The sequence below is a fragment of the Streptomyces sp. NPDC058663 genome, from assembly GCF_042716745.1.
In the GTDB taxonomy this organism is placed as follows: Bacteria; Actinomycetota; Actinomycetes; order Streptomycetales; family Streptomycetaceae; genus Streptomyces.
Genome location: NZ_JBHXRV010000020.1, coordinates 1 through 26,117, shown reverse-complemented (window position 1 = coordinate 26,117; position 26,117 = coordinate 1). Strand labels below are relative to the sequence as shown.

Annotated in this window: 26 protein-coding genes; 18 read left to right on the top strand and 8 right to left on the bottom strand. The window is 70.3% G+C overall.

Features of this window, described 5'->3' with window-relative positions:
• Positions 1–432 precede the first annotated feature (432 nt).
• The 6 genes from ACFWVV_RS16575 (at position 433) to ACFWVV_RS16550 (ending at position 6,550) form a co-directional block, all read left to right on the top strand.
• Positions 433–828, top strand: coding sequence for a metalloregulator ArsR/SmtB family transcription factor (locus ACFWVV_RS16575; RefSeq protein WP_384350252.1), 396 nt, complete (start codon positions 433–435; stop codon positions 826–828).
• Positions 825–1,316, top strand: a complete 492-nt coding sequence (locus tag ACFWVV_RS16570) for an SRPBCC family protein (RefSeq protein ID WP_384350249.1) — start codon at positions 825–827, stop codon at positions 1,314–1,316. Before ACFWVV_RS16575 ends, ACFWVV_RS16570 begins: the two co-directional genes overlap by 4 nt.
• A gap of 512 nt (positions 1,317–1,828) precedes the next feature.
• On the top strand, positions 1,829–4,024 hold the full coding sequence (locus ACFWVV_RS16565; RefSeq protein ID WP_384350246.1) for a SpoIIE family protein phosphatase: 2,196 nt from the start codon (positions 1,829–1,831) through the stop codon (positions 4,022–4,024).
• 376 nt (positions 4,025–4,400) lie between these two features.
• Positions 4,401–4,619 carry a hypothetical protein gene (locus ACFWVV_RS16560; RefSeq protein WP_384350243.1) on the top strand — a complete coding sequence of 73 codons (219 nt, stop codon included), beginning with the start codon at positions 4,401–4,403 and terminating at the stop codon, positions 4,617–4,619.
• Between the two features lie 282 nt (positions 4,620–4,901).
• Positions 4,902–5,594, top strand: a complete 693-nt coding sequence (locus ACFWVV_RS16555; protein ID WP_384350241.1) for a DUF899 domain-containing protein — start codon at positions 4,902–4,904, stop codon at positions 5,592–5,594.
• Positions 5,595–6,079: 485 nt separating this feature from the next.
• Positions 6,080–6,550: an MSMEG_6728 family protein gene (locus ACFWVV_RS16550; RefSeq protein WP_384350238.1), complete on the top strand. Its 471-nt coding sequence runs from the start codon at positions 6,080–6,082 to the stop codon at positions 6,548–6,550.
• A 428-nt stretch (positions 6,551–6,978) separates the two neighbouring features.
• Here ACFWVV_RS16550 and ACFWVV_RS16545 read toward each other — a convergent pair whose 3' ends face one another.
• Positions 6,979–7,293 carry a hypothetical protein gene (locus tag ACFWVV_RS16545; protein WP_384350235.1) on the bottom strand — a complete coding sequence of 105 codons (315 nt, stop codon included), beginning with the start codon at positions 7,291–7,293 and terminating at the stop codon, positions 6,979–6,981.
• 673 nt (positions 7,294–7,966) lie between these two features.
• The gene (locus tag ACFWVV_RS16540) at positions 7,967–8,173 is read right to left on the bottom strand and encodes a hypothetical protein (protein ID WP_384350233.1); all 207 of its coding nucleotides are present in this window, start codon (positions 8,171–8,173) and stop codon (positions 7,967–7,969) included.
• 202 nt (positions 8,174–8,375) lie between these two features.
• On the opposite strand from ACFWVV_RS16540, the gene ACFWVV_RS16535 reads away from it, so the two are divergent.
• The 4 genes from ACFWVV_RS16535 to ACFWVV_RS16520 all read left to right on the top strand — a co-directional run bounded on the left by ACFWVV_RS16535 (position 8,376) and on the right by ACFWVV_RS16520 (position 10,928).
• Positions 8,376–9,212 (top strand): helix-turn-helix domain-containing protein, encoded by an 837-nt coding sequence (locus tag ACFWVV_RS16535; protein ID WP_384350230.1) that lies wholly within the window; start codon positions 8,376–8,378, stop codon positions 9,210–9,212.
• A gap of 82 nt (positions 9,213–9,294) precedes the next feature.
• Positions 9,295–9,765, top strand: coding sequence for a cupin domain-containing protein (locus tag ACFWVV_RS16530; RefSeq protein WP_384350227.1), 471 nt, complete (start codon positions 9,295–9,297; stop codon positions 9,763–9,765).
• Entirely contained in the window at positions 9,762–10,481 is a 720-nt protein-coding gene (locus ACFWVV_RS16525) for an SGNH/GDSL hydrolase family protein (protein ID WP_384350224.1), read from the top strand. The genes ACFWVV_RS16530 and ACFWVV_RS16525 overlap by 4 nt, the downstream gene beginning before the upstream one ends.
• A gap of 54 nt (positions 10,482–10,535) precedes the next feature.
• Positions 10,536–10,928 (top strand): Rid family hydrolase, encoded by a 393-nt coding sequence (locus ACFWVV_RS16520; RefSeq protein ID WP_384350221.1) that lies wholly within the window; start codon positions 10,536–10,538, stop codon positions 10,926–10,928.
• Positions 10,929–10,944: 16 nt separating this feature from the next.
• On the opposite strand, the gene ACFWVV_RS16515 is transcribed toward ACFWVV_RS16520, so the two are convergent.
• The 4 genes from ACFWVV_RS16515 to ACFWVV_RS16500 all read right to left on the bottom strand — a co-directional run bounded on the left by ACFWVV_RS16515 (position 10,945) and on the right by ACFWVV_RS16500 (position 15,294).
• Positions 10,945–11,837 (bottom strand): IS5 family transposase gene (locus tag ACFWVV_RS16515; protein ID WP_384350218.1). Its coding sequence is split into 2 segments (ribosomal slippage): positions 10,945–11,291 and positions 11,291–11,837, totalling 894 coding nucleotides; the frame shifts between segments, so codons are not numbered across the junction.
• A gap of 318 nt (positions 11,838–12,155) precedes the next feature.
• A complete protein-coding gene (gene rox / locus ACFWVV_RS16510; protein ID WP_384350216.1) occupies positions 12,156–13,640 on the bottom strand; it encodes a rifampin monooxygenase in 1,485 nt (494 codons plus the stop codon).
• Between the two features lie 181 nt (positions 13,641–13,821).
• The gene (locus ACFWVV_RS16505) at positions 13,822–14,493 is read right to left on the bottom strand and encodes a hypothetical protein (protein ID WP_384350213.1); all 672 of its coding nucleotides are present in this window, start codon (positions 14,491–14,493) and stop codon (positions 13,822–13,824) included.
• 294 nt (positions 14,494–14,787) lie between these two features.
• The gene (locus tag ACFWVV_RS16500) at positions 14,788–15,294 is read right to left on the bottom strand and encodes a GNAT family N-acetyltransferase (RefSeq protein WP_384350211.1); all 507 of its coding nucleotides are present in this window, start codon (positions 15,292–15,294) and stop codon (positions 14,788–14,790) included.
• 633 nt (positions 15,295–15,927) lie between these two features.
• Here ACFWVV_RS16500 and ACFWVV_RS16495 point away from each other — a divergent pair.
• The 8 genes from ACFWVV_RS16495 to ACFWVV_RS16460 all read left to right on the top strand — a co-directional run bounded on the left by ACFWVV_RS16495 (position 15,928) and on the right by ACFWVV_RS16460 (position 23,049).
• Positions 15,928–16,038, top strand: a complete 111-nt coding sequence (locus ACFWVV_RS16495; RefSeq protein ID WP_384350208.1) for a keywimysin-related RiPP — start codon at positions 15,928–15,930, stop codon at positions 16,036–16,038.
• Between the two features lie 26 nt (positions 16,039–16,064).
• Positions 16,065–17,921, top strand: coding sequence for a lasso peptide isopeptide bond-forming cyclase (locus ACFWVV_RS16490; protein ID WP_384350205.1), 1,857 nt, complete (start codon positions 16,065–16,067; stop codon positions 17,919–17,921).
• 39 nt (positions 17,922–17,960) lie between these two features.
• Positions 17,961–18,215, top strand: a complete 255-nt coding sequence (locus ACFWVV_RS16485; RefSeq protein ID WP_384350202.1) for a lasso peptide biosynthesis PqqD family chaperone — start codon at positions 17,961–17,963, stop codon at positions 18,213–18,215.
• Positions 18,212–18,646, top strand: coding sequence for a lasso peptide biosynthesis B2 protein (locus tag ACFWVV_RS16480; RefSeq protein ID WP_384350199.1), 435 nt, complete (start codon positions 18,212–18,214; stop codon positions 18,644–18,646). The genes ACFWVV_RS16485 and ACFWVV_RS16480 overlap by 4 nt, the downstream gene beginning before the upstream one ends.
• Complete coding sequence (locus ACFWVV_RS16475; RefSeq protein ID WP_384350196.1) at positions 18,643–20,475, top strand: ABC transporter ATP-binding protein; 1,833 nt, start codon at positions 18,643–18,645, stop codon at positions 20,473–20,475. The genes ACFWVV_RS16480 and ACFWVV_RS16475 overlap by 4 nt, the downstream gene beginning before the upstream one ends.
• A gap of 82 nt (positions 20,476–20,557) precedes the next feature.
• Positions 20,558–21,181: an NUDIX domain-containing protein gene (locus ACFWVV_RS16470; RefSeq protein WP_384350193.1), complete on the top strand. Its 624-nt coding sequence runs from the start codon at positions 20,558–20,560 to the stop codon at positions 21,179–21,181.
• 407 nt (positions 21,182–21,588) lie between these two features.
• Positions 21,589–22,167: a snapalysin family zinc-dependent metalloprotease gene (locus ACFWVV_RS16465; RefSeq protein ID WP_384350190.1), complete on the top strand. Its 579-nt coding sequence runs from the start codon at positions 21,589–21,591 to the stop codon at positions 22,165–22,167.
• A 414-nt stretch (positions 22,168–22,581) separates the two neighbouring features.
• A complete protein-coding gene (locus ACFWVV_RS16460) occupies positions 22,582–23,049 on the top strand; it encodes a DedA family protein (protein WP_384350187.1) in 468 nt (155 codons plus the stop codon).
• Positions 23,050–23,419: 370 nt separating this feature from the next.
• On the opposite strand, the gene ACFWVV_RS16455 is transcribed toward ACFWVV_RS16460, so the two are convergent.
• Positions 23,420–25,018, bottom strand: coding sequence for an alpha/beta hydrolase (locus tag ACFWVV_RS16455; protein ID WP_384350184.1), 1,599 nt, complete (start codon positions 25,016–25,018; stop codon positions 23,420–23,422).
• Between the two features lie 244 nt (positions 25,019–25,262).
• Positions 25,263–25,637: a hypothetical protein gene (locus tag ACFWVV_RS16450; RefSeq protein ID WP_384350181.1), complete on the bottom strand. Its 375-nt coding sequence runs from the start codon at positions 25,635–25,637 to the stop codon at positions 25,263–25,265.
• Positions 25,638–26,117: the final 480 nt, after the last annotated feature.

Below are 26,117 nucleotides of genomic sequence, written 5' to 3'. Positions count from 1 at the left end.
CCCGAGCCGGTGAGCGGGAGACGGCCGACGAAGCGTCGTTCGGAGGGCCCCGAGGAACCGTGCAGGCTGCGGGCGGAGAACAAGGAGCCGAGAGGTCAGCGGGTTCAAGTCAGCGACGACTTCCCTCGCGGGGGAGCTCGGACGCCGAAACCGGCACCGTGTGGCTCGGAACCTCGTTGCACCCTGCCGGAGTTCCCAGCCGCACCGCGGCTGAACGGGCGGCCCCGAGTGGTCCCGATGCTGCGGTGGCCAGCGACGATGTCCGGCTTCCGCTCCACCGAGGGGAGCTCCTCCCGCCCGGGAGTACACGCCACCCCGTACTCAGCCTCGGCCGACCGACAGCGTGCCTCTCCGTCTCCACGCGTCATGTCGCCTCTGCGGCGGATTCGACGCGAGTCCCATGATGTGTAACCCATAGGTTACGCTTTGGTTGTGGACGACCTGAGCAAGGTGGCCGATGCCATCGCCGACCCGGTGCGCAGGGAGATCCTGACGATGTTGCACCGCACCCCGCTGACGGCAGGCGCCATCGCCGCCCGGTTCACCATCAGCCGACCTGCGGTCAGCCGTCATCTGCGCGTGCTGCGGGAGAGTGGGCTGGTCCGGGACCAGCAGGTCGGACGCCATCGGCGCTACTCCCTCGTCCGTTCCCGGCTGGGTGAACTCGCCGCCTGGCTCGCTGGGTTCGAAACACGGGGAGGCGACTGGTCGCAGCGTCTGGCGGCATTGGAGACCGAGGTCCACCGCACACGAAGGGACCGCGAGCGGGCTGAGTCCGCCCACGACCGGCCCACCGCGCGTCACGCAAAGGAGGAGGACACGGCATGACCCCTGAGCCCACCGGACAACTCGTCCCCACTTCGACGGGGCACGACTTGATCCTTGTACGCAGCTACCGCGCGCCCATCGACGACGTCTGGGCGAGTGTCACCGAGCCGGAGCGCACCGCGCGCTGGTTCGGCCCATGGCGCGGGCACGCGGCGGCCGGCCGCACTGTCGAGGTGCAACTGGCGTTCGAGGAATCGGCACCCTGGTGCCCGATGCGCATCGAGGCCTGCGAACCGCCGCGCCGACTCGCCGTCTCGATGGAGGACGAGGCCGGATCCTGGCCGATGGAACTGCTGCTGGCCGAGAACGACGGCACCACCGAACTCCGGCTCGTCCAGCACTTGGTCTCCACCGAACAACTCGGCGAGACAGGGCCTGGCTGGGAGTACTACCTGGACATGCTCACCGCCGCGCGCACGGGTGGGCCACGGCCCGACTTCGCGGACTACTACCCGGCCCAGAAGGCGTACTTCGAGTCCCTGGCCTGAGGCGGGTCCCTGGCCCCGGGCTTGTGGTTCTGGTCCCTCGGCGGGGGTTATTTCGCCTCCGCCGGGGGAGTCACCTCCGGCGGAAGGCCCTCCGCACCTACGGTGTGCCGGATCCGGGAGGGCTCAATCAGTACGGCCGCCCGGCGCTCGCCCGCCACCCCCTGCCGTCCACGTGCAGTGGTCCGCCCCGGTGTACTCCGGATGGCTGTGCACGAGGAGTCCCGTGGGGTGTGCTACGTGGTCAGGGACTGAAGGGACTCACGGAACCATTCGGCGGAACCATCTGGTCGAAGTCGCGGCCCCGGCCTGTGAGGTTGCCGATCCGCCGACGCCGGGTGGGCCTCCTGCCGGGTGTGCGTGAGCCCGTCCCGCCGGGGGATCGCCCCGTACGACAGCGCCGAGGTGGCCTTCGCTGAGGCAACGCGGAGGCATCGCGGGGGCAACGCGAGGGAATGACGTGCGTATGTCGGGGCAGGGGATGGTGACCGGGTAGTTCGGGAGGGGCGGGCAGGATGACCAGCACATCGTGGCGACCGGACACTCCGGCGCGGCACGACGCTGCCCGGGTGCCCGCCGCAGAGGAGGACCTGAGAGGCCTGTTCGGCGAGTCGAAGGCGGTGTTCGCCTCGGTCGCGGGCCCCGCCCACCTGCTGGAGGCGGCGAATCCCGCCTTCTTCGCCGCGATCGGCCGCGCCGAGCACGCGCGCACCGGCCTGCCGATCGCGGAACTCGTGCCCGACCTGGCCGGCCAGGAATTCCTCACACTGCTCGACCGGGTCTACCGCACCGGCCTGCCCTGCACCGTCCGCGACTCCCGGGTGCTGCTGGATGAGGCCGGCAGGGCGCGCGAGGCGTACTTCGACCTCAGCTACGAGCCGCGCCGCGACGCGGGCGGCAACGTCATGGGCGTACGGATGATCGGGGTGGAGACCACCCAGGTCAAGCATGCCCAGCGGCTCACGGCCGAGCACCGTGCCCTGCTGGAGCAGATCGCCAGGCAGGCCCCGCTCGAAGAGGTCCTGGAAGGCATGGCGAAGGTCATCGAGACCCTGTCGCCGGAGGTGCTGGTCTCCGTTCTCCTCGCCGACGCCGACGGCCGTCACCTGCGGCACGGCACCGCCCCGAGCCTGCCGGACTTCTACAACCGGGCCATCGACGGCATCGCCACCGGCGACGGCATCGGCTCGTGCGGCACCGCCGCGCACCGCAGACAGCGGGTCGTCGTCACCGACATCGCCACCGACCCCTACTGGGACGACTTCCGCGACCTCGCCGGACGTGCAGGGCTCGAAGCCTGCTGGTCCACGCCCATCCTGGCCCGCGACGGACACCTGCTGGGCACGTTCGCGATGTACCACCGCACCCCGCGCAGTCCCAGCGAGTCCGACCTCGCGCTCGCCGGGATCTTCGCCAGTACGGCTGCCCTGGCCATCGAACGCCACCACGCCGAACAGGCACGCCTCGCCGCCGAGGCCCGTGAGAAGGCCGCCCGCGACGACCTCACCTTCCTGCTCCGGGCCAGCAACGCCCTGAGCGCCGACCTGGACCACGTACAGACCCTGCAACGGCTGGCCACCCTGTGCGCCCCGACCCTGGCTCCGCTGTGCGCGGTCGACGTCATCGAGGGCGGCCGGGTACGCCGCATCGCGACGGCCGCCCCCACCGCACACGCACGCAATCTGCTGGCCTCCCACATCCCGGTGTACAACAGCGGCGACGACGCGGTGGCCCGCGTACTGGCCTCCTCCCTGACCGAGGTCGCCCGGCGGACTCCGTCCGGACCCGGCCCCTGGCAGGACCTCGACGTCACCGGCTACCTCTGCGCCCCGCTCACCGACCGGGGCCAGACCTTCGGCACCCTGACCCTGCTCAGCACCGGCGACCACGCCCTCGACGGGCACGCGGTCACCCTCGCGGAGGAGCTCGCCCGGCGCGCCGCCACGGCCGCGCACAACGCCCGCCAGTACACACAGCGCGTCGCTCTCGCCCGTGACCTCCAGGCCGGGCTCCTTCTGCCGGACCTGCCCGCCCTGCCCGGGGCCGAACTGGCCACTTCCTACCATCCGGCGGGCGAAGGCCTGGAGATCAGCGGGGACTTCTACGACGTCTTCCCCCTCGACGACGGCCGCTGGGCTTTCATGCTCGGCGACGTGTGCGGGCGCGGCGCGCTCGCCGCCGCGACCACGGCCCTCGTACGCAACACCGCGCGCGCGGTCGCGCCGCTCCTGCCCGGCCCCGAAGCCGTCGTCCACGCGGTCAACCGCGCTCTGACGAAGCGTCACAACAGCCACGACACCGGCTTCGTCACCCTCGTCTACGGCCACTTCATACCCACCCCCGACGGGCTGGACGTCGAACTCGTCCGCGCGGGACACACCCTGCCCCTGCACGTCACCTCCGACGGAGCCCGCGCCGTGCACAGCGAGGGCTCCCTCCTGGGCGTCCTGGGCAGCCCCAAACTTGTTCCGCGCAGGCTGCGACTCGCTCCGGGCGAGAGCCTGGTGCTCTACACGGACGGCATCACCGAGGCCCGCGACGCCACGGGCGAGCAGTTCGGCGAGGACCGTCTTGCCCGGGCCCTCGAGTCGCCGCCGCCGGGTGCCCAAGGCATCCTGAAGGCTCTCAGCCGAGCGGTCCTGGCCTTCACCGGCGGTGCCGAAACCGACGACGACCAGGCGACGCTCGTCCTGACCGCTACCGCCACGTGACCAACGGCCCGGTCCGCGGGCCCCGTCCCTCGCCACGAGCCCGGTGAAGGCCCCGCCCCGGACGTGCACCGTGCCTACGGCACCTGTCGGCGGCGCACGAGCCGTGCCGGAACGAGCGGACCGCCGAAGGGCCGACCCGCGGTTTCCTGCGGGTGCGGGTGCGGGTGCGGGTGCGTAGGGGTGTTGTCACTGGTGCGTTCCGGCTTCGGCACGTGCCCGCCCCTCCGGTCGCGCTGCCCGCCGACCGCTCCGTGCCACCGGAGGGCGCCACCTGCCGGGGCCGGGAGCTTGCCTTCCGGCCCGCCTGCCGCGCCGCACCCGTGGCCGGCAGTAGCTCCGACCTGCGGGCCGGCCGGTGCGGGGAGACGGTGGAGACATGGACGAAATCGTCGTGCAGCGCCCGCGCACCGAGGGCGGCCGCCGCCTGTACCTGTGGGGCCGGGACGCGGGCGTGGCGTACTCGGACCGGGACCTGGTGGAGCTCCTGCGGCAGGCCGGCCTGGACGAGACGGCCGCGGAGGGCCTGGTCGACGGGGACTCGGCGGCCATCGTCTGGGAGGGCGGGGCCCCGCATGAGTACGGCGGGGCGGCGTGACGAACAGTCTCCGGTAGTCCCGGGTCCCGCTCCCCCCCCGTCTGGCCCCGGCTCTGGCCCTGACTCAGGCGGTGGACACCCCGCCCGAGGGCCGGAATGGGCGTACGAGCCGAAGTCACGGACGGGGTCTGCCAGGTCCCCTGTCCCTCCTCGATGCGGGCAACCGCCCGCGACGTACGTCGTGCGAGTGCCGACGGGACGGCTCGGTCCGATGAGTTCCGGAGCGCGGTGAGGTCTACCTCTGCACGAGCGAAAGCTGCGCACGAGTTCTGTGAGGGGACCATGACCACCCACGCACTACCACCCGTCGTCGACGCCGCCGCCTGGGAGCGCCAACTCGAGACGCTGCGTACCCGGGAGAAGGCGGCGACGCGGGAGCTCGACGCCATCGCCGCCGAGCGTCGTCGCCTGCCGATGGTCGAGATGCCCGACTACACGCTGGAGGGCGAGGACGGCCCCGTCCGGCTGGCGGACGTCTTCGAAGGAAAGAGGCAACTGATCGTCTACCACCACATGTGGTTCGCCGGCAAGGAATGGCAGTGCCCGGGCTGCACGGGGTTCACCTCGCAGTACACCCGCCTGGAGTTCCTGGACAACTACGATGCCCGATTCGTCATCGTCACCCAGGGCCCGATCCAGGAGGCGCTCGCCTACCGGCAGCGGGTCGGCAACCGGATGCCGTGGTACTCGACCGCCAACAGCTCCTTCGGGACCGACGTCGGTGCACCGCCCGACGCAGGATTCGCGGTCAACGTGTTCCTGCGCGACGGCGACACCGTCCATCGCACCTGGCACACCAACGGCCGGGGCACCGAACAGCTCAGTCACACCTTCCCGCTGATCGACGTCCTGCCCTACGGCCGGCAGGAGGAGTGGCAGGACTCGCCCGAGGGCTGGCCCCAGTCGCCCACCTCCAGCCGCTGGGCCACGTCCAAGGACATCGCGGCGCTCTACGGCCCCGGCTCCGGCGGCTGAACGATCTGCACCACGGCCGGGGAGCGGGTGAACTCGGCGATGCCGCCAGTGCGCGACGGGTAGACCATCGCCGTCGCCCGGCAACTGCCGGGACGACTTTCCGACGCGCCACTTGGCCGGGCGTCCTCGGGGCCCCTTCACGTGGCCACGCGAACCCCCAACAGTGCGACGCACCCGCCACCCTGTGATCGGCATGGGCATGGCACGTCGAGCACGTGGGACGTAACGCCCCACGGGGCCGCCGGGCAGGCCGACGGCGAGGGCGGTTGCGTCTTTCGCCCGCCCGACCGGCCACGCGCGCGATGGGTTCGTCTGGAGGGGCCCATCGCACGCGTGCCGGACGCTCCCCTCCCGTCAGCCGGTGATCCGCGGAAGGGCCGGGCGCACCGGATGTCCTCCCGGTGCGCCCGTTGCGCAGGCGCTGTCAGGCGAGTCGCAGACGAGGTGCGCGGGTGAACCGGGACGATCCGCGGTAGGCATTCCGCGTGCAGACCTTTCTCCCGTACTCCGACTTCACCAGATCCGCCGAGACCTTGGACCGGGCACGGCTGGGCAAGCAGCGCGTCGAGGCCCTTCAGGTGCTGCGCGGGTTGACCGTGCCCGGCTACGGATGGCGGCATCATCCCGCGGTACGCATGTGGCTCGGCTACGAGGAGGCCCTGGCCCGCTACGGCCTCGACGTGTGCGCGGTGTGGGTGGCGCAGGGGCGCGCCGACACCTGTGCCGCCACACTCCTCGCCGACTTCAGCCGGCACCGTCCCGGCGCCGTCGTACGCGCCCAGGAAGAGCTTGCCGGCGACGGTGAGCTGCCGCCCTGGCTGGGGGACCCCGCCTTCCACCGCAGCCATCGGTCGGCTCTGGTGCGCAAGGCGCCGGAAACGTACTCCCCGCTCTTCCCGGGCGTCCCCGACGACCTGCCCTACGTCTGGCCCGCCTCCGACCGGGGCCCTTCGTAGCCTTCCTCCCCGACATGGAATCCGCAGGCCGGAGCAGCCCATAGGGCTACCCACACACGCGTTTGCGCACTACCCCTCAACCGCAGAGCTCCGCCTCGATCACCGCGTCGCTGTCCCCTGGACCCCGTGGCAGCCGGCCCTTCCGCGATCGGCGAGCACCGGCGCGATCCCCGGTAGCGAGACCGTGCTCAGGACCCGACGCGGCCGTCTCCTCGGGCTCAGTTGCTGAGGGCGGGGGCACCCAGGCCGAAGGGCGGACCAGTCCCCTCAAAGATCGGTCCAGGGCCCGACCCGCCCTCGGCCGGGAGAGCCGCCGGTGCGCGGACCGCCAGGGGCCAGGGCGGGACGAGCATCGCCCGTCTCGGCCGGGCCGGGCGCCGCCGCGCACCAGGACTGACTGCTTGCGTCGTGACGCGGATCTGCAGGGGTCAGCAGGTGACGACCTTGCCGTAGGAACCTCGGCCCCAGTTCCACTCCCACGATTCGTTCTTCTGGTAGGTCAGACAGGGGGAGTCGGAACCCCAGTCGATGACGACCTTCAGGTGCATCGCCTCGTGGCAGGTGTTGGTGACTTTGACGTACTTCCTGTGCTTGATGACATCGCGTTTGACACAGGACGGCGCGGTACCCATGACCTGCGTCTGCGAGGCGTGGGCGCTGACGGGAACGGCGAGGACCGTGGCGAGTACGGCCAACGCGGTGAACGCAGCCGTACGCAGCGGCTTCAGGGGCGCAGAGCGCATGTCATGACCTTCTGTGTGGACCATGCAGGAACAATTGCACCCAGATTGGCCTATGAGGTGGAATTCTCCGGAACGACCCTCGAATGAGGTAACTACGACGGCGTCGGCACCCGTTGGACATGCGGTGGGTGATGGCCAATTGCTCCAGAGCCGCCAGGACAGCAGGTGCCACGCGGGTTCCGCACCATCTACATCCGCTTGATCGCGCCACGCTCCGGAGATGCAGTTCCCCAGGCTGCGGCTGGACGAGCTCAACCCCCCTTCCAGTGGCAGCCGCCGTCGGCAGGCACTCAGGTGGACCTTGCCGGCTCACGGCCGCGCGAGCGTCCCAACACCTGGCCTCCTGCGCCACCTCCACCAGTCGGCCAGGGAGGCACCGCAACATAGCTTCGTCCTGGCGTTTCAGCATCTCGTCCCCCCTTGAGCCGGTGAGTGCTGGCGGCGGGTCGGCGCGGGCTCCGGCCGCGTTCCGGGGGGGGGCATGCACTAGGGGTGGAGCCTGAAGGTGCTGCCGCCGGGCGGGGCGCCGCAGTCGGTTTGCGGGGTCCGTCGTAGAGGTGGGCGACGGCGACGCCATGGGTGACGCTGCGGAGGCAGCAGCCGCAGGTGGGGCGGTTCTTGAAGTCGTAGGCCTGGCCGGCGGCCAGGTGCCAGATCTTGTAGTGCGACAAGGTCAGAGGCTTGCCCGGCGCGACCTCTTCGGGCTGGTGGTCGCCGAGGACGACGTAGGCGCCCCTCCGTAGAGCGTGGCCCGTCCCGCGGTGCCCTTCCATGCGGGGTAGCGGCACTGGTCGCCGCCGGTGAAGAACACGAACTCGGCGTTGCGTATGCCGATGTTGACCTGGCTGTCGTCGCCGTCTCGTGCTGCGGTGAGCGTCAAGGACGTAGTGGCCGGCATCGAGCATGTACGTACAGGTCCCGCGGCAATCGCCTCCGCCGTCCGCGATCAGCACAGCGCCGCACAGGACTTGGGCGCGGCGACGGCGCTGTGCCGGTCAGAACGGCGTCACCAGCCGCAGACGACGGTGATCAGTCCTTGGCAGGCGATTTTCCTGGGCCGGGCGGCTCGTACACTGACGAAAATGGAGGATCACACGGCCACCGGGATCGGTGCACGTCCGGCGCCCGTCCTGCGACAGTACGTCGACTCGTATGTCGGCTTCGACCTCCGCGGGCTCCCGCCGGGGGTGCACTGCGGCCCGCCGGGCCGCGCACTCACTGCGGTGATCAGCCTGTCAGATCCTCTGGAGGTCGCGGCGGGCGTTGACGACGGGTCACAGGTCACCCGATTCGGCAGCGTGGCCGGCGGTCTGATGCGCCGGTCCGTCGCGATTCACCACGACGGACGCCAGCAAGGTGTTCTGGTGGCCCTGACACCGCTCGGCGCCAGGGCCATCTACGGCATGCCGTCCGCCGAGCTCGCCGACCGGCTGGTCCCCCTTGACGAGCTTCTCGGAGCGCTTGCCGTCGAGCTCTCCGACCGGCTCCGATCGGCGACCACTTGGGCGGCGCGGTTCACCGTGCTGGACGAATTGCTCCGCCGCGCGGTCGGCCGTGGCACCTGCGGGGACCCTGTGCGGTGGGTGCGTCCGGAGGTGGCCGAGGCCTGGCGCCGCCTCGTTGCCGCGCGGGGTTGTGTCCAGGTCGGTGCGGTGGCCACGGAACTCGGCTGGAGCCGCCGGCACCTCACCGAGCGGTTTCGCGGTGAGGTGGGCCTGGCGCCGAAGACCTTCGCCCGAGTCCTGCGCTTCGAGCACGCGCACGAACTGGCGGCGGCGCGGGACCCGCTGCCGTGGGGCGACGTGGCAGCCGTCTCCGGCTATGCGGACCAGGCCCATCTCGTACGGGACTGGCGCGAGTTCACGGGCCGGACCCCGACGGTCTGGCGTCGCGGCGAAGTCCTCCTCGAGGCCCCCTAGTCGCCAACCGGCCGCGCCTCGCGCCGACTTCCCTTCCTTTTTCTTCAAGACCGCCCGATCGCTGTCGTGAACAGTGGTCGGCATGAGACTCGTCAAGCACGAACACAACGCGATGGACCTGCGCACCACCCCCGTGCACCTCGGGCTGGGATCGAGTGCGCAACGCGTCGAGGGATTCTCCTGGGACCCGGAGGTGCTCAGGGCCTACAGCGCCGCGGTCGCGGCAGACGGCGCGGAGGGACGGATGGTGATGATCTTCGACGGCGACGGGCTCGGGGACCATTGGGAGAGCCACCACGCCGGTGACGAGCTGGTCGTCTGTCTCAGCGGTTCCGTGACCGTCACGCGCGACGTGAACGGGGTGCTGGACCGCGTTCTGCTGGGGCCGGGCGAGGCCACCATCAACCCGGCCGGGGTGTGGCACGTGGTCGACACGGAGGGCCCGACGTCCATCCTGGCCATCACTGCGGCCCTCGGTACCGACCACCGTCCCCGGACCGACACCCGCCCGACCGAACACCTCGGCACGCCCTGCACGGAGGAAGCGCCGTGACGACGCGTATCGCGTGCCTCGGCGACAGCCTCACCCGCGCGCAGTTCAGCGCCGACTACCTGGATATTCTCGGACGGCGCCGCCCGCCCGGTGACGTGCAGCTTGCCCGTTTCGGCGCCAACGGCGACTTCGCCCACAACCTCCTGCGGCGCCTCGATGCCGTCGTCACGAACCCCGCCGATGTGATCACCGTGTTGATCGGGACCAACGACGCCCGAGCGAGCCTTCCCGGCTACCCCGTTGAGCAGGCCATGAAGCGTAAACAGCTTCCCGAGCGCCCGTCGGCCGGTTGGTTCCAACAGTGCCTGGGAGCAGTCGTCGCACGGCTGCGAGCGGAGACCGACGCGACGATCAGCCTGCTGTCGCTACCGGTACTCGGTCAACAACTCGACGGAGCAGCGGCCCAGGCGTCACAGGCGTACAGCCGGATGATCGCCGAGGTCGCCGCCGCCGGCGAGGTGGCCTACCTTCCGCTCCACGAACGCCAGATCGAAGAGCTGCGCCGGGCGGATCCGCCGCCGATTCCATACCGGGAAGTGACGCCCGCAGCGGTCGTCAACGTTCTCGCCCAGCACGCGGTGCTGCGTCGCAGCCTCGACACGATCTCGCGGCGGCGGGGTCTCGTGCTCACGACCGACCACATCCACCAGAACAGCCGCGGCGCCACCCTTGTCGCTGAGGTCATCGACGCCGGCCTGCCGGCCCCGAGCGCCTAGGCCGTGTGTCGAAAGTGCGGTGACCTGGGAGCATTGATCTGGGAGCATGGTGCGATGGATCATGTTCGGCAGATGGTTGGTTCTGGCTCGCCGCTCGAACCCCAAATCGGTTTTTCCCGGGCAATCCGCAAGGGGGCGCACGTCGCGGTCGCCGGGACCGCTCCCATCGGGGACGACGGAACGACCGTAGGAGGAGGCGACGTCTATGCCCAGACTGTCAGATGTCTGGACATCGCAGACGCCGCACTGAAGGCAGCGGGGGCGTCGCTGGAGGACGTCGTGCGGACCCGCATCATGCTCACCGACGTGACTCGCTGGAAAGAAGCCGCACGAGCACACGGAGAGCGTTTCGCGTCCATCCGTCCGGCCTGCACCTTCGTTGAGGTCTCACGCTTCATCGATCCCGAATGGCTCGTAGAAGTGGAGCTTGACGCCATCCTCGACTGACTCCCGAAAGCACTGGTCACAGCCACTCGTTGATGGCCGCGATCAGCACTGTGGCTTCGTAGCGGACGGCGAGCTTGTCGTACCTGGTGGCCACTGCGCGGTGGCGCTTGAGGCGATTGAGCCCGCACTCCACCGCGTGGCGCTCTTTGTAGTCGTCCTTGTCGAACTTCGGGGGCCGCCCGCCTAGGGAGCCGCGCTTCTTGCGGTTGGCGATCTGGTCGCGCTTCAGCGGGATGGTGCAGCGGATGCCACGTCGGCGCAGGTAGCCGCGGTTGGCGCGGGAGCCGTACGCCTTGTCCGCGCGGACCCGGTCGGGGCGGACGCGTGGCCGGCCCGGCCCGATGCGGGGCACGCGGACCTCTCCAGCACGGTTTCGAACTGCGGCGAGTCGCCGCGCTGACCGGCCGTGACCACGATCGACATGGGCCTCTGGCCCTGCTCGACGGCCAGGTGCAGCTTGGTCGTGAACCCGCCACGCGACCTTCCCAGCCCATGATCACGGGGCTCGGTGAAGATGCAGCCCGGTGGTTCCTTCTGCAAGTCGCCCTGCTTGCGGGCTCCGGCCGCATGCTGACGGGCGCGGCACACCGTGGAGTCGACGCTCAGGTCCCACACGATCGCACCCTTCGCGTCGGTCAGGGACTGGAGCTGGGTGGGGATCCGCTGCCAGGTGCCGTTTCGCTGCCATCGGCGGAACAGGTCGTAGACCCGGCTCCACGGTCCGTACTCGACGGGCACGTCCCGCCACGGGACGCCGGTGCGGACCCGGAACCGTATGCCGTCGATCAGCTGCCGCCGAGGCCAGACGGGCGGCCGCCCCGCTCTGGCACCCTTCGGCAACAACGGCTCCAGCACCGCCCACTGCTCGTTCGTGAGATCTCGCCCGCCCCATGAACCATGATCATTCACAGCTCAAGATCCACTTTCGACACACGGCCTAGTCGGATCCGGCGCGCCCGACCGGCCGGATGCAGCCTGCCGCGCGGAGGCGGCATCCGATCCAGGCGGGTCAACGTCCACGGCATCCGGCTGGTCCGGCGGCATGAACGCCGTGAGGACACCTGGGTCACGGTCCCTCGGCTGCTCCTGCCGGGGACCGCGGCCCCATCACCGCCTGCCGTGGCCGGAGTTCACGAACTGGCATACGGGAAGCCCCCTGGCCGCCGGGCCCGTGGTAAGGGTCCGGCGGCCGAGGGCGGCAGGGCCAGGCAGCGAAAGGCGGCAGGGTCAGGCGGCGGAGGCTCCGAACCACCGTTCCAGGGCGGCGCGCAATCCCTCCTGGTCGTCGCCGACCCACACCACGTGCCCGTCCGGACGCAACAGGACAGCGGGTACGTCCAGTTCGTTGGCCGGGTCCACGACGTGGTCGACGCGGTCCGCCCAGCCGCCCACGGAGAGCCCGCCGCCCGTGTGGTCGAGAAGCAGGGCGCGGCCCGTGTGCATCAGGTCGTACAGGCGCCCCTGCTTCAACTCCAGGTCCCGCAGTCGGCGGCCGAGCAACTCGTGGCCCGCGCCGAGGTCGTAACGGACGTCGATTGCCGTGATCATGCCCGTGATGTAGCGGTTGACCTCCTCGAAGTCCATGAGTTTCCCGAAGAGTTCGCGCAGCGCGACCGCACCCGGGTCGGCGCCGAGGAGCGTGATCTGCGCGCGGGTGTTGTCGAGCACACGCGCACCCACCGGATGTCGTTCGGTGTGGTACGTGTCCAACAGGCCTTCCGGGGCCCACCCGTTGACCGCCGCGGCGAGCTTCCAGCCCAGGTTGAACGCGTCCTGCACACCCAGGTTCAGCCCCTGACCACCGGTCGGCGGGTGGATGTGCGCGGCGTCGCCCGCCAGGAACACGCGGCCCGACCGGTAGCGCTCGGCCTGCCGGGTGGCGTCGCCGAACCGCGAAAGCCAGCGCGGTGAGTGCACACCGAAGTCGGTGCCCGCGAAGGCCCGCAGCTGCTTCTTGAAGTCGTCCAGCGTCGGCTCGGCCGCCCGGTCCTCGGCCACCCCGTCGGCGGGCACGACGACCCGGCAGAGGCCGTTCTCGCCGGGCGCTATGCCGAACCGCAGTTGCGTCTTGTGGACCTCCGCGGTGGCGGTGGCGATCGTCTCGGCGTCCGCCGTCACCTCCATCTCCCCGAGCAGCGTCTCCTCGGTGGCGGCCATGCCGGGGAAGTCGATTCCGGCCAGTTTGCGCACCGTACTGCGTCCGCCGTCGGCCCCGACGAGGTAGCGCGAGCGCAGCCTGCTGCCGTCGGCGAGTTCCACGTTCACGCCGTCGTCGTCCTGGCTCAGGCCGGTGACCGTACAGCCGCGTCGCAGGTCGACGCCGACGGCGAGGGCGTGCTCATTGAGGATCCGCTCGGTGTTCGGCTGCGGGCTGGCCACGCCGAACGGGTGCGCCGTGTCCAGGCCCACGGGCCACGCCTTCATGATCCCACCGAACAGACCGCCCACCTGGAACTTCTCGTTCTCCGCGAGGAAGGCATTCAACAGGCCGCGCTGGGCCATCACTTCGACGCTGCGGGTGTGCAGGCCCTGGCCCCGCGACTGCTGGGTCTGCTCGGCGAGCCTCTCCAGCACGACAGCCTGCACGTCGTGCAAGCGCAGTTCGGCGGCCAGCATCAGCCCGGTGGGGCCGCCGCCGACGATGATGACGTCGATCGTGTCGCTCACTGCGTCCTCAACTCTCCGTAGATCGGAGGAGTGATTCTGCGCCATGATCACACCCTTGCCGCAAGCCCCCCTGTGGGTTATAAGTTGATAGTGGCAAGAGGTGTGGCCGCCCCTCCTCCCGGCCACTTACCGCGGCGCGCGTCCCTTCACCACGCCGGACCCGCAGCTCCGACAACCGCCGGAACCGTGGTCCTTCCAGATGGTCCTTCCACGCGGTCTTCCGGCCTCAGTGACCGCCGCGGGGTTCCGTGCAGCCGCCTTCCAGGTACACCCCGTGGGCCTCGAACGTGGCCGGGCTGCCCAGTCGTCCGGTGACGCACGGGCCGAGAACGGGGACGAAGGAGGAGAAGCCGAGGGAACCGCCGGTGCGGTGGACAGTGCCGGAGTCGGCCTCGTAGCCGAGCCGGACCAGGACGGCGGTCAGGGCCGCCTCGTTCGCGGGGGTCTTGGCGCCAGGACCGACAAGTGCCTTCCTGATGCGCTGGGCATGGGCTTCGCCCCGGCAGAGCGCCTCCGGCGACAGGCGTGCCTGCTGCTTGAAGGCGTGGTTCTCGGCGTACTTGGCAGCCTCAGGATCGGTGACCCTTGGCACAGGCTTCGCGGACCCGGTGGCCCGGGCCGTACCGCCGGCACCGTCGCAGCGGGCCGCCACGTCCGGGAACGCCCGGTCATGTGCCGCCTTGGCGGCGGTGGCCTCCGGAGCGGGCGTCGACGGAGAAGAGGTGGCGGCCGCAGATGATGCCGGTCCCGTTCCGGCGCCCGCTGATGCCGGTCCCGTTCCGGGGCCTGCGTGCGTGGTGCCGCCGCACGCGGTGAGCGTGAGCAGCGTGAGTGCGGCGGCACCGGCGGCGGCCAACAGCCGGGGAGACGTGCCTGTCGAGGTGTTCCTGCGTATCACGGTGACCTTCCCTACCGGCCGCGGGCGCGGCACCCGCCGATTATGCCCGCAAGCCCCGTGGGCCGGAGGCGGGGCCGCACTTCGCTGCACGGCACGGCACGGCACGGCACGGCTCCCCGCGCGTTCGCAGGAGGAGAGGAGCCCGGCTCCGTCGGCCCGAACACCAGGAACATCGGGAGCGAGGCCACGGACCTCCGCCTCTCCGCTCATCCGGCGCTGCTCGGCCAGGGGCTGGGTGACCTGTCGAGATGGCCACGCCGGGCGGGCCGCCGCAGACATCGTGTACGACCGGCTTCACCCGTCGGAGAGGACCATGACCATCGTGTCGGAATCCGGTCCCGAGGCAACCGTGGTGAATCCCGCGGCGGTATAGAGACCGCGGGCACGGTTGGCCCGCTCGACGCTCAGACAGATCCGGGCGACGCCGCGTTCCGCCGCTTGCCGAGCAGCCGCAGTCAACAGCGCGCGTCCCACTCCCTTGCCTCGCCACGACGGGAGAACGCCCACGGAGAGTTCAGGAACGTCCTGAGCCACAAACCCATAACCGGGGTCGTGGCAGCTGAACAGTCGCAGCCACGCCGCGCCGATCGGTTGCCCACCTGCCTCCAGCGCAACGACTCCGCGGTCACCCGGCCGGGGCCAGCCCTCGACATAGCGCGCCGTCTGCCGGTCCCTCAGGACACGCTCGCGCTCGACGGCCTCCCGGGCAGGATCCCAGTTCACAGCAACCACGAGCATGTCCGCCAGGAAACCCGCATCGTCGGCCGTTGCCTTGCGCAACGAGTAACCACTCTCGTCCATACGACAGATCCCCCAACCCCGCATCATTCGCCAATGCTTACCCGGGCCCGCATCTCGTTACCTCGTTATCGAGAGCCCTTTGATTTTCTCCCCATATGCTTGAATATTAGACGACGCCGACTGCGGTTACGGCTACCGGTGCGTCGGCAGCCGGCAGCCGGCTGGGGACGGTGGAGCCGGCCCGGTGCTGTTCCCCCTGACCGGCCGATGCGCCTGCATCCAGACATTCGGGCAGGGATGCCCGGGAGAGAAGCGCGGTGACGAGAGCGAGTGCGCCCGGGCGGCTCCGGCCGGTTCGCGCCGTGGAACCTCCTTACGGAAAGACATTTTTGGCTTTGGGACGTGCAGATGGAAACGTTTCTCTGCGCCCGAGGAACCCCACTCGCCCCCTCTTTCCTTTTGGCTGAAATCTCTGACCCGCCATGCAGCCGTCCGGCCGGCTGCGCATTCTGCGGATTGTCCGATTTTCTCTGGCGGTCTTGCCTCGGCACCTGTCCATGCGAATAGCTGGGACGTGCACCCGCTCTCCCGTTCCGGGCTTCCGACAAGCCCTTGGCAGGGCGGCCGCGGGCCGGTCTCCGGTCCACAGCCGGCCAGGGAGGCGGGCGTGTCAACCTGTATGAGGGAGACGTCATGAAGAAGGCTTACGAAGCGCCCACGCTCGCCAAGCTGGGGACGTTCCGGAAGACGACCGGCCTCCTGGGGCGCGCCGGCAACGACCGGCTGATCCTGAGCAAGAACTGACGGGCGAACGGTTCTGACCACACATCATGACTGAGCTGCACGAGAGTGCGGGGGCGGGCCCCGGCGACGCGCACTTCACGGTCTTCACCGACCGTGAGGACGCGGCCGCCGTGGCCCGCTCCCTCTCCCGCCCCGGAAGCCGTACCCTCACCCACGCCTCGGGCCGACCCTGGATCGTCGGCCGCTGGCACGACACCGACCTCACGACCGCGCACGCCGGCCGCACCGGTATCGCTGTCATCGGGTGCTGCCCGGTCGACACCACCGAACTGGAGCGCCGCGCCGGACGGTTGCGTCACCTCGGCGAACTCGATGTCCTGGCCCGGTCCCTTCCAGGGAGTTTCCATCTCATCGCCGCCCACGACGGGCAGATCAGGGTCCAGGGCACAGCCTCCGGGCTCCGACTGGTCTTCCACGCCATGGTCGAGGGTGTGCAGGTCGCTGCCAGCCGTGCCGATGTACTGGCCGCGGCGCTCGGCGCCGTGCTGGACGAAGAGCAACTGGCAGTCCGCTTGCTGTGGCCGGTTCCCCACCCGCTCACCGAAGCGCCCATGTGGCGCGGCATCAGTGCCGTATCCCCGCAGGACGCGCTGACCGTCGCGGCGGACGGCCGGACCGTACGCCACTCCCGCTGGTGGACACCACCGGAGCCCTCGCGCACCCTCGCCGACGGTGCACCCCTCGTCCGCGACGCCCTCGCCGCGGCGGTCGACGCCCGTACCCGGCAGGGCGGCATGGTGAGCTCCGATCTGTCCGGCGGCCTGGACTCCACCTCCATCTGCTTCCTGGCCGACCGCTCACCGGCGCACCTGGTGGCGAGCACCTGGCCGGGCCGCGACCCCGCCGACACCGACCTGTACTGGGCCCAACAGGCAGCCCGTTCCATGCCGGACGCCGAGCACGTGGTGTGGGACGCCGACGACTCCCCACTGGTCTACGAAGACCTGCTCGGCATCGACGACCTGCTGGACGAACCGACCATCGGCGTCATGGACCGCTCCCGGGTCCTGCACCACCTGCCCGCCCTGGCCGAGCGCGGCAGCCGACTGCATCTGACCGGCATCGGCGGCGACCATGTGGCCTGGTGCTCCGAGGCCTACTACCACCGCCTGGCCCGGACCCGGCCGCTGTTCGCCCTCCGCCAACTCCGCGGCTTTTGTGCCCTGTGGCAGTGGCCGCTGGGTGGCACGGTACGGGCGCTGACCGACTCGCGACCGTACGGCAAGTGGCTCGCCGACTCCAGCGGTAGCCTGCGCGACCCGCTGCCCACCACCGTGAGCACCAGCCTGGGCTGGGGCATGCCCCCACGCCTCTTCGACTGGGTCACCCCCGACGCAGAACGGGCAGCACAGCGAGTACTGCGCGAGGCAGCGGCCAACGCGGTTGCGTTGCACCCGGACCGCGGACTGCACGCCGACCTCGAACAGATCCGCTCCTGCACGCGCATCCTGCGCCAGTGGGACGGCATGGCATCCCGGGCAGGCGTGCCGATGGCCTCACCGTTCCTCGACGACCGTGTCATCGAGGCATGCCTGGCGGTGCGCCCGGCCGAACGTGTCACACCCTGGCAGTACAAACCGCTGCTGACCGCCGCGATGAGCGGGATCGTGCCCGATCCGTGCCTGCGGCGCACCAACAAGGCCGCCGCGTCCATGGACGCCGCCAACGGACTGCGCGAGCACCGCGCCGACCTGGTGGCCCTGTGGGAGGACTCCCGGCTGGAGCAGTGGGGACTGGTCGACGGGGGTGCGCTGCGCCGGCTCGCGCAGCGGCCGGGAACACCCGGACTGCGCGATGCGATCCTCTACTCCACCATCGCAGCCGAAGTGTGGCTGCGCGGCCTGGCCCGCACGCCCGAGCCCACCGCGCAGGCCGGTTCCTGAACTGTTCTCTGCACCCCACCCGGGAAAGGTACGTACACCATGGCATTGCGGTTCGGCGCCAACGTCTCCGCGGCGGAGACCGAATACGGCACAGTCCTTCTGGACGAACGCGGCGGGCAGTACTACGAGTTGAATCCCACCGCCACCCTGGTGGTCAAGACGCTGATGGCGGGCGGCGACGAGGCGGAAGCGGTATCCGCCGTCACCGCGGAATTCGACGTCGACGCCGCCCGGGCGAGGCAGGACGTCACCGCCCTGATCCAGGAGCTGCGGACCTCAGGGCTGGCAGAATGACGACCCCCAGCGCACTGGATCGGCCCACCGGAGTCCCCTTCGCCCGGCGCCTGGCCGCCCGCCTCGTCCTGGTACCCGCCTTCGTGCTCGCCCTGTTGCCACCCCGCCGGATCCGTACCGTGCTCGGTCTCGCGTGCCGCGGCGCCAGGCCGGCCACCGGCGTACAGGCCAAGAACGCACGGGATGCCATGTGCGCGGTCAGCCTGCGCTGCGCAGGGCCGAAGGGCTGTCTGCCCCGTTCCCTGGGAGCAGCCCTGCTGTGCCGCCTGACAGGAACCTGGCCGACCTGGTGCACAGGGGTGCGCGTGGTGCCACCGTTCACCGCGCACGCCTGGGTCGAGGTGGACGGGCACCCCGTCGACGAGGGGGTACCCGACAACTACTTCAACCGGCTCATCACCGTCGCTGCCACGAGCCGATCGGGCCGATGACCCGGACCGCCGCGGACCCTCCACAGCCGACCGCTGAAGGCGACCGCTCCACGCACGCCGCCGTCGCCACCATGTACCGGCTGACCGACGGGCACCGCACCTCCGCCCTCATCGCCACCGGCCTCACACTCGTCGGCTCCGCCCTCGGCCTGGCCCAGCCGCTCGTCGCGAAGCAGGTCGTGGACGCGAGCGGACGCGGACAGGTACTGGGGCCCCTGCTGCTGCTCCTTGCCGCACTTTTCGTCACCGAAGCGGCAACCGGAGCGATGGGCCGTTTCGTGCTGGAACGCATGGGCGAGGGCGTCGTACGGCAACTGCGTCACAGCCTGGTGGGACGCCTGCTCCGGCTCGAGATGCGGGAGTACGACAAGCACCGCAGCGCCGACCTCATCTCCCGCGTCACCACCGACACGACGCTGCTCAGAGAAGTGGTCTCCCAGGCCCTGGTCGACCTCGTCACCGGCACCCTCGTCGCCGCCGGGGCGATCCTCCTCATGCTGTGGATCGACCCGCTGCTCCTCCTCCTGGTCGCGGCCACAGTAGCTGTCGCCGCCGTGATCGTCGCCGCGCTGCTGAAGGGCATCCGGGCCGCCTCCGAGCGCATGCAGACCTCCATCGGCGCCATCGCAGCCGACCTGGAACGCGCGCTCGGCGCCCTGCCGATGGTCCGGGTGCACCGCGCCGAGGACCGAGAAGCCGCCCGCATCGGCGAATGCGTCGAATCGGCGTACAGCGCCGGTGTGCGGACTGCGAAACTCGCCTCCCTGATGAGCCCGGCCGTGGAACTGGCTGTCCAGGGCTCCTTCCTGATCGTCCTGGTCATCGGGGGCCTGCGGGTGAGCACAGACGCCAACTCTCTCGGCGACCTGGTCGCCTTCCTGCTCTATGCCTCGTACCTGGCCCTGCCGCTGTCCTCGGTCTTCCGCGCGATCGGCCTCATCCAGCGAGGCATGGGGGCCTACCAGCGCATCGGGCAGGCGCTGTCCCTGCCCGCCGAACCCGCGCCGACTCACGTGCCGGCCGCAGGTGCGCACACTGCGCGCACCCAGCAACTCGCCCGGCAGACCGCTGTGCAGGAAACGCCGGCCCTTGCTCTGCGCGACCTCACCTTCGGGTACGACCCGGCCCGGCCTGTGCTGCGCGGCATCTCCCTCAGCGCCCCGCACCGGAGTCAGACAGCCCTGGTCGGCCGCTCGGGGGCGGGCAAGAGCACGATCTTCGCCCTGGTGGCCAGATTCTACGAACCCGATGGCGGCGTCCTGCTCTTCGACGGCCGGCCCGCCTCCGAGCTGAGCCGCGCGGAATGCCGGTCACGCATCGCGATCGTCGACCAGAACACGCACGTCGTCCACGGCACGCTGCGCGCCAACATCACCTATGCCCAACCCCACGCCTCCGAGGCGGAAATCCAGCGCGTGGTCGAACTCGCCCAGCTCACCGACGTCGTCAAACGCCTGCCCGGCGGACTGTCGGGGATGCTCGGCGAACGCGGCGGCACCCTCTCCGGAGGCGAGCGCCAAAGAGTCGCGCTGGCCCGTGCCCTTCTGGCCCGGCCCGCCCTCCTGCTGCTGGACGAGCCGACCTCCCACCTGGACGCCGTCAACGAAACCGCCCTCACCACCGTGATGCGCGACGCGGCCCAGGAATGCGCCGTACTGGTCATCGCGCACCGTCTGTCCACCGTTCAGCACGCCGATCGCATCATCGTCCTGGACAAGGGCACGGCCGTCGCCTGCGGTCGCCACGAGGAACTCCTCACCTCAAGCTCCGTCTACCGCGAGCTGGCCGCCGGCCAGATACTCCGGCCGGCCACCCGCACTCCCGGCTGAAGTCCCCGTGCCCCCACCCGCGCGACGTCGACACCGACAGGACGACCAGGCCGGCCACTCGAGCTGCGCGTAATGTTCGCTCATGTCTTCACTGAACTTGCGTCACTCGGCGCGTGCGGTCGTCCTGGACGAGGAGGGCCGCATTCTGCTGTGCCGGTGTGTGCTTCCAAGTGCGGTGGTCTGGATTACCCCCGGGGGTGGGATCGAGGAGGGGGAGTCGGCGGACTCGGCGCTGAGACGCGAACTGGTCGAGGAGGTCGGCCTTGTCGTCACAGGTCTTTTGCGGCACGTATGGCACCAGCGGCTCATCGGGCCCGAGTATGCGCCAGGCTATGACGGTGTCATCAACGACTATTTCCTGGTGCGTGCTGAAGTGTTCGAGCCGGCAGGCAGCCTGTCGGCGGGTGACCTTGCTGCCGAGCACCTCACATCGTTCCGATGGTGGGGGTTGAACGAGATCGCCGATCACCAAGGGCCGGAGCTGTTCGGCCCAGGTTCTGGACGAGCTGATTGCTCAAGGGGCTCCCGAAAGGCCGGTCGTCATCGGTCTGTAGGGCTGCGGAGACGCATCACGTGTTGTCAGCGGGTGACGCGGCGGGCCGTGAGGGTGAGGGCTGCCCAGGTGAGAGGGGTTTCAGCGATGCTGGAGAGCGAGGGACGGAGTGAACGGCGCGTTCACATCCCCAGCCTCCCGGGGAGCAGCTGAAGGTAGCGGCTGCTGCACCTTCGTACAGGTGCCTTTGGCCTGGTCGGCCGTCGAGTCCTGGCGTCGCAGCTCTACGACGACCCCGGTACATCGGCACAGCGGTGGGCACGGGGAAGGACGCTCGCCCTCCTCCAAGGAGACGGCGACAACGGGGAGAGCGAGCCGGGCTGCCTCTCCGGGCGGGGTGAAGGGCTCGCTGTCCACCGCGCGGGTCTCGGGTGCATCCATGGGTGTTATGACCAACTGACATTGGCGAAAGTCGGCGTGGTGCCCCACACTCCCCACCAGGAGTTGACAGCGCATCGACAAAGATTGGTGATCGCTCCTTCCGGGAGGAGTAGCTCTCCGCAACCCGTGTCACCGGCCCGGCCCCCTCTCGCAGAGACCAACCCGATGAAGGGACAGCTATGCCCCGCTCGAAGTGGTTTACCGCCGTCGGCACCGCCGCAGCCCTCACTTTCCTGGCGGTGCCCGCCGCGCACGCCGCGCCTGCGCCCGCAACTGCTGCACCGAGCGTCTCCGCAGTCACGACCCTCTACTACGACGACACCCGGGCCGGTGGCTGGGAAGCCGCCATTACGGCCGGAGTCGCTTCCTGGAACGCGAACACCAGCAAGGTGAAGCTGGCGAAGGCCAGGCCGGGCACCCGCGCCGAGATTCAGATCGTAGCCACCAACGGCTGGCCGCAGGCCACACTGGGTCCAGTGCGTCCCGGTGGCCGGGCCCGGGTGGAACTCGGCAACCTCGCGGTTACCGAGGGCCATGACAAGACACGCATCGCAGCCCACGAGCTCGGCCACAATCTCGGCCTGCCGGACACCAAGCCCGGGCCGTGCTCACAACTGATGTCCGGTTCCAGCGCCGGTACCAGCTGCAAGAACTCCGTTCCCAACGCGACCGAACGGGCTCGAGTCGACTCCGCCTATGCCGTCCGCGCCGCCGCGCACACCCAGGACGAGGGCCGCCTGCTGGTCGACGCGCCCTGACCGCCCGGGGCGGTACGGACGCCGACACCTGCCGTGCACGGTGCGCTCGAGAGGGCGCTCGATGGCAACTGGGAGCACAGCCATGCGTGCGGAGGGGCGCACGCCTCCGCACACCACCACCGCTTGCTACTTCCGGCTTGCCCAGCGCAGTCCCACGCCCCCGCCACCGGATCCTCGGGCCCGATCGACGGCAGGGAAGCCTGCTGCCTCTCCCTTCGCAGCGCGTCAGGCCTGCGCTCGTCGAAAGCGTCGACGCAGTCGGAACAGGTGGCCCGCCCCGCCGGTCGCCGGCCTGCCGCCGGGCCCCCGCCTTTCGGGGTACAAACGTTCGCTTAACCTTGGAGTGTCAGCTGACGGTGATTCCGGGTCCCAGGAGGGCCGCTATGCAGCATTCGGCCCCTAGGGCGACGCGTCATGGGTGAGGTCCTGCTCACGGCGGCCGGGCTCTACGTGATCGTCCTGCTGAGGGCCGGAGGGACGTACGCCGTCGGACGGCTCGCCCACGCCGGGGCGAGGCGCGGCAGGTTCGCCGAGCGGATGTCCGGGCCCAAGTTCCAGCGGGTGGAACGCTCGATCCAGCGATGGGGCGCGCCCGTGGTGGCCGTCTCGTTCCTGACGGTCGGGTTCCAGACCGCCGCCAACTTCATCGCGGGCACCATGCGGATGCCGCTGCCGCGCTACCTTCCCGCCCTGTTCCTGGGCGGAGCGGCGTGGGCGCTGGTGTACGCGACGGTGGGGGTCGGCGCGCTGAAGGTGCTGGCGCGGCTGTTCGCCGAGAACACGGCCGCCGCTGTCGGCGGGGTCGCCACTGTGCTCCTCGTGGTCTTCGGCACCGCGGTGTACCGCCGCAGGAGCGCCGCGCGAACGGCCGACGATGCCTGAGCGGAGCTGAGCTGAGCCAGCCACTCACGGCACTCGACCCCACCCGGGCCCCGCCGGTCCTGGAGTCGACGGCCCTCGACCCCACCGGGCCGCCGGTCCTGGAGTCGCGCGCAGCAGCATGTGGTGTCAGCCGAAGGCAAGGCTTTCCGGGGGCGCGGACGCAACCGGATGCTGCGGGGCGCAGCCGCTCCACACGGGTCCCGCGTTCCGGCGCTGCGGCCGCCCCACTACGAACCGCTGCTCGACGCGATCGACGGTGGAAACGGTGGAACCGGTGCCCGCGCCGTTTCCCGGAAGGGCGGTGCCGTCCTGGTCCGGTCGCTCGGCGGTCAGGGGCGCGTATGCGTACGCGGGCGCAGACCGGCCGTCCTCAACGGTTCGCGAGGACGAGGGGGCGGGTGGTGGCGGGCGTTTCTGCCTTGCATACGGTGCCGTCGGCGGGGTGGGCGCCGCGGAGGAGGAAGGCGTCAACGGCGCTGTTCACGCACGAGTTGGTGCCGTAGGAGCCGTGTCCGACTCCTTCACGTGTGAGCAGGACCGCGGAGTCCAGGGTCCGGGTCATGTGCTCGGCCCAGTGGTGGGGGGTGACGGGGTCCAGTCGGCCCGCGACCACCAGTGCCGGGGGGATGCCGGTGCCGGTGAGAGGCTTGGTGAAGCGGTCCTTGTTCGGTGCGGGCCACCGGGCGCAGTTCAGGGCGGAGTAGGCGGCCCGGTTCCCGATCCGCCTGGCCCCGGTAGCGGCCTTGGTGGCTGCGGCCTTGTGGGCGGCGATGCCGGCGGGGGTCTGCCAGTCGGCGCAGCGTACCGCCGTGTGGGCTTCGAACATCGCGGTAGGGACGGGGAAGGGGGACACCGTGACGCTGCTCCACAGGGTGTACAGGGGTGCGGCGTTGCCGTCCTGGGCGGCCAGCAGTGCCGAGGTCAGCAGCGGCCAGGTGTGCTGGTCGCCGGCCAGGGCCCGGGTGGTCTCGAGGGCCATGGCGCCGTCGAGTTCACGGCCCGGTGCTGCGCCCTTGGCGGGTGGGATCTTCAGCGGCTTCGCTTCCAGGGTGTTGATCAGTGTGTCGAACGCCGCCTGCGGGTCTCCCGCTCCGAACGGGCAGGCTGTGGTCCCTTCGGTGCGGCAGGTCTTGAACCAGGCGTTGAGCGTCCGTTCGCTTGCCAGAGCGACGTCGTGGAGGAAGGTGAGGGAGTTGCCGAACCACAGGTGGGTGTCGACGGGTGCGTCGAGCACCATCTGGCGGACGCGGTGGGGGAACAGGGTGGCGTACATGGGGCCGACCACGGTGCCGTACGACAGGCCGTAGTACGTGATCTTGTCCTCGCCGAGCGCGGCGCGAACGCGGTCGATGTCGCGGGCCACGTTGTCGGTGGACAGGCTGGCGAGGAACTCCTTGCTCTGGTGTTTGACGCAGCCGTCGGTGAACGCAGTGGCATCGGTCAGCAGCCGCGGCAGGGGTTTGCCCCCAGGGACTGCCGGGTCGAAGGAGGTGCCGGCGGCAGCGCGCTGCTTGTCGGTCAGGCAGCGGACGGCCCGCGATCCGCCGGTACCGCGCGGGTCCACCGCGATGATGTCGAATCCGGCGAGCACCGCGGGGGTGAAGGCTCCGGGGGTACCAGCTGTTCTGGGCAGATCGCGCAGTGTTTCGGTGGCGGGAACCCCGGGCCCGCCCGGGTTGAAGATCAGGCTGCCGATGCGGTCGCCGCGGTCGGTGGCCCGGTGCCGCATGACCGCGAGCGGGAGCTGCGCGCCGTCAGGGTCGGTGTATTCCTGCGGCACCTCGATCGTGGTGCATTCCAGGTTCTTCCCGCACGTCCTCCAGGTGAGCGGGCCCGGGGAGGGGGCCGCGGCCGACGTGCCCGCTGCGGACGTGCTGCGCGCGCCGGACGAACACCCGGCCAGGGCCATGAGGGCTGCGGCGAACGCCGCCCCGTACCGGACGGCGGGCCTTGACCTCGACTGGATCATGCTGATCTTCCTTCCGTCGTACGTGTGTCATTCCGTATGGGGGGGCGTGCCGGTGGCGCGGGCAGTGGGCCGGAGAGGCCTGCTGGTGGCGCAGGCAGTGGGCCGGAGAGGCCTGCTGGTGGCGCAGGGAGTGGGCCGGAGAGGCCTGCTGGTGGCGCAGGGAGTGGGCCGGAGAGGCCTGCTGGTGGCGCAGGGAGTGGGCCGGAGAGGACTGACGTGGTCGTGCCGTGCCCGGAACGAGGGGTCAGTGACCGGCCATGTCGAGCAGAGGGGAGTAACGCAGGCGGAGCGCGCGCTCCATGCTCGCCAGAACGGCCCCGGCCCCCAGTGCGAGGTTCAGCCAGATCGGCAGGTGTATCGGTGAGTCGAACGTTCCGAACCGCTGTGTGACGGGAGGAATGTGAGAGACGGGTTCGGCGAGCTGCAACAGGTTCAGGCCCACACCGAGGGCAAGGAGGAGCACCGATCCGATGCCGATCGCCCGGCTCAGTCCCGGATGGCGGGCGCCGAAGCGTGCCCGCCGTCCCTCCGCCGAGGCCGGGTCGGGCGTGAGCTGACGCGGCTGCCCGCCCGTGGGGCGGTAGTGGCAGCGCCTGAGGCCGTAGTTGCTCCTCGCCACCTCGATGACACCCCGTCGACAGGGAAGAGGGCGGGCAGTTTCGACTCGGCCACATGCCTGCCGTTCAGGAACAGATGCGCCCGGATCGTGCCGCTGTCCCCTCGCGCCCAGTGCCGTACGTCGACGGCGTGCAGGCGGGCGTGCCCGCCGTCGCCGGGGAGCCGTAGCCAGAACAGGGAGCGCTGGGGGAGCTGCCACCAGCGGAACCGTTGCAGTTCCCTGCCGTCTCCCGGCTTGAGGCGCTTCGATGCGGCCCACTGCTTCCAGGTCATGTCCTGCCCCTCTGCGTCCTCAGCCGAAGCCGAGCCACCCCACTAGTACGGCGTGTTAGAGAAGCTAGCACACTGTGCTAGTACGGCGTGCTAGTACAGTGGGAGGGCTGTGGGAAAGCGAAGGAGAGCGGGAGGCATGGAAACACGCGAGAAGATTCTCCAGGCTGCTGCGGAGATGATCGCCGAGGACATGACGGCGAAGCTGAGC

Bases quoted from the DNA above. Each gene is read 5' to 3' on its own strand.
- ACFWVV_RS16500 (WP_384350211.1), bottom strand. From the start codon at position 15,294: ATGGACGAGAGTGGTTACTCGTTGCGCAAGGCAACGGCCGACGATGCG.
- ACFWVV_RS16460 (WP_384350187.1), top strand. From the start codon at position 22,582: ATGGGTGAGGTCCTGCTCACGGCGGCCGGGCTCTACGTGATCGTCCTG.
- ACFWVV_RS16485 (WP_384350202.1), top strand. From the start codon at position 17,961: ATGGCATTGCGGTTCGGCGCCAACGTCTCCGCGGCGGAGACCGAATAC.
- ACFWVV_RS16475 (WP_384350196.1), top strand. From the start codon at position 18,643: ATGACCCGGACCGCCGCGGACCCTCCACAGCCGACCGCTGAAGGCGAC.
- ACFWVV_RS16535 (WP_384350230.1), top strand. From the start codon at position 8,376: ATGGAGGATCACACGGCCACCGGGATCGGTGCACGTCCGGCGCCCGTC.
- ACFWVV_RS16490 (WP_384350205.1), top strand. From the start codon at position 16,065: ATGACTGAGCTGCACGAGAGTGCGGGGGCGGGCCCCGGCGACGCGCAC.
- rox (WP_384350216.1), bottom strand. From the start codon at position 13,640: ATGGCGCAGAATCACTCCTCCGATCTACGGAGAGTTGAGGACGCAGTG.
- ACFWVV_RS16560 (WP_384350243.1), top strand. From the start codon at position 4,401: ATGGACGAAATCGTCGTGCAGCGCCCGCGCACCGAGGGCGGCCGCCGC.
- ACFWVV_RS16465 (WP_384350190.1), top strand. From the start codon at position 21,589: ATGCCCCGCTCGAAGTGGTTTACCGCCGTCGGCACCGCCGCAGCCCTC.
- ACFWVV_RS16495 (WP_384350208.1), top strand. From the start codon at position 15,928: ATGAAGAAGGCTTACGAAGCGCCCACGCTCGCCAAGCTGGGGACGTTC.
- ACFWVV_RS16480 (WP_384350199.1), top strand. From the start codon at position 18,212: ATGACGACCCCCAGCGCACTGGATCGGCCCACCGGAGTCCCCTTCGCC.
- ACFWVV_RS16545 (WP_384350235.1), bottom strand. From the start codon at position 7,293: ATGCGCTCTGCGCCCCTGAAGCCGCTGCGTACGGCTGCGTTCACCGCG.
- ACFWVV_RS16520 (WP_384350221.1), top strand. From the start codon at position 10,536: ATGGATCATGTTCGGCAGATGGTTGGTTCTGGCTCGCCGCTCGAACCC.
- ACFWVV_RS16555 (WP_384350241.1), top strand. From the start codon at position 4,902: ATGACCACCCACGCACTACCACCCGTCGTCGACGCCGCCGCCTGGGAG.
- ACFWVV_RS16470 (WP_384350193.1), top strand. From the start codon at position 20,558: ATGTCTTCACTGAACTTGCGTCACTCGGCGCGTGCGGTCGTCCTGGAC.
- ACFWVV_RS16455 (WP_384350184.1), bottom strand. From the start codon at position 25,018: ATGATCCAGTCGAGGTCAAGGCCCGCCGTCCGGTACGGGGCGGCGTTC.
- ACFWVV_RS16565 (WP_384350246.1), top strand. From the start codon at position 1,829: ATGACCAGCACATCGTGGCGACCGGACACTCCGGCGCGGCACGACGCT.
- ACFWVV_RS16530 (WP_384350227.1), top strand. From the start codon at position 9,295: ATGAGACTCGTCAAGCACGAACACAACGCGATGGACCTGCGCACCACC.
- ACFWVV_RS16570 (WP_384350249.1), top strand. From the start codon at position 825: ATGACCCCTGAGCCCACCGGACAACTCGTCCCCACTTCGACGGGGCAC.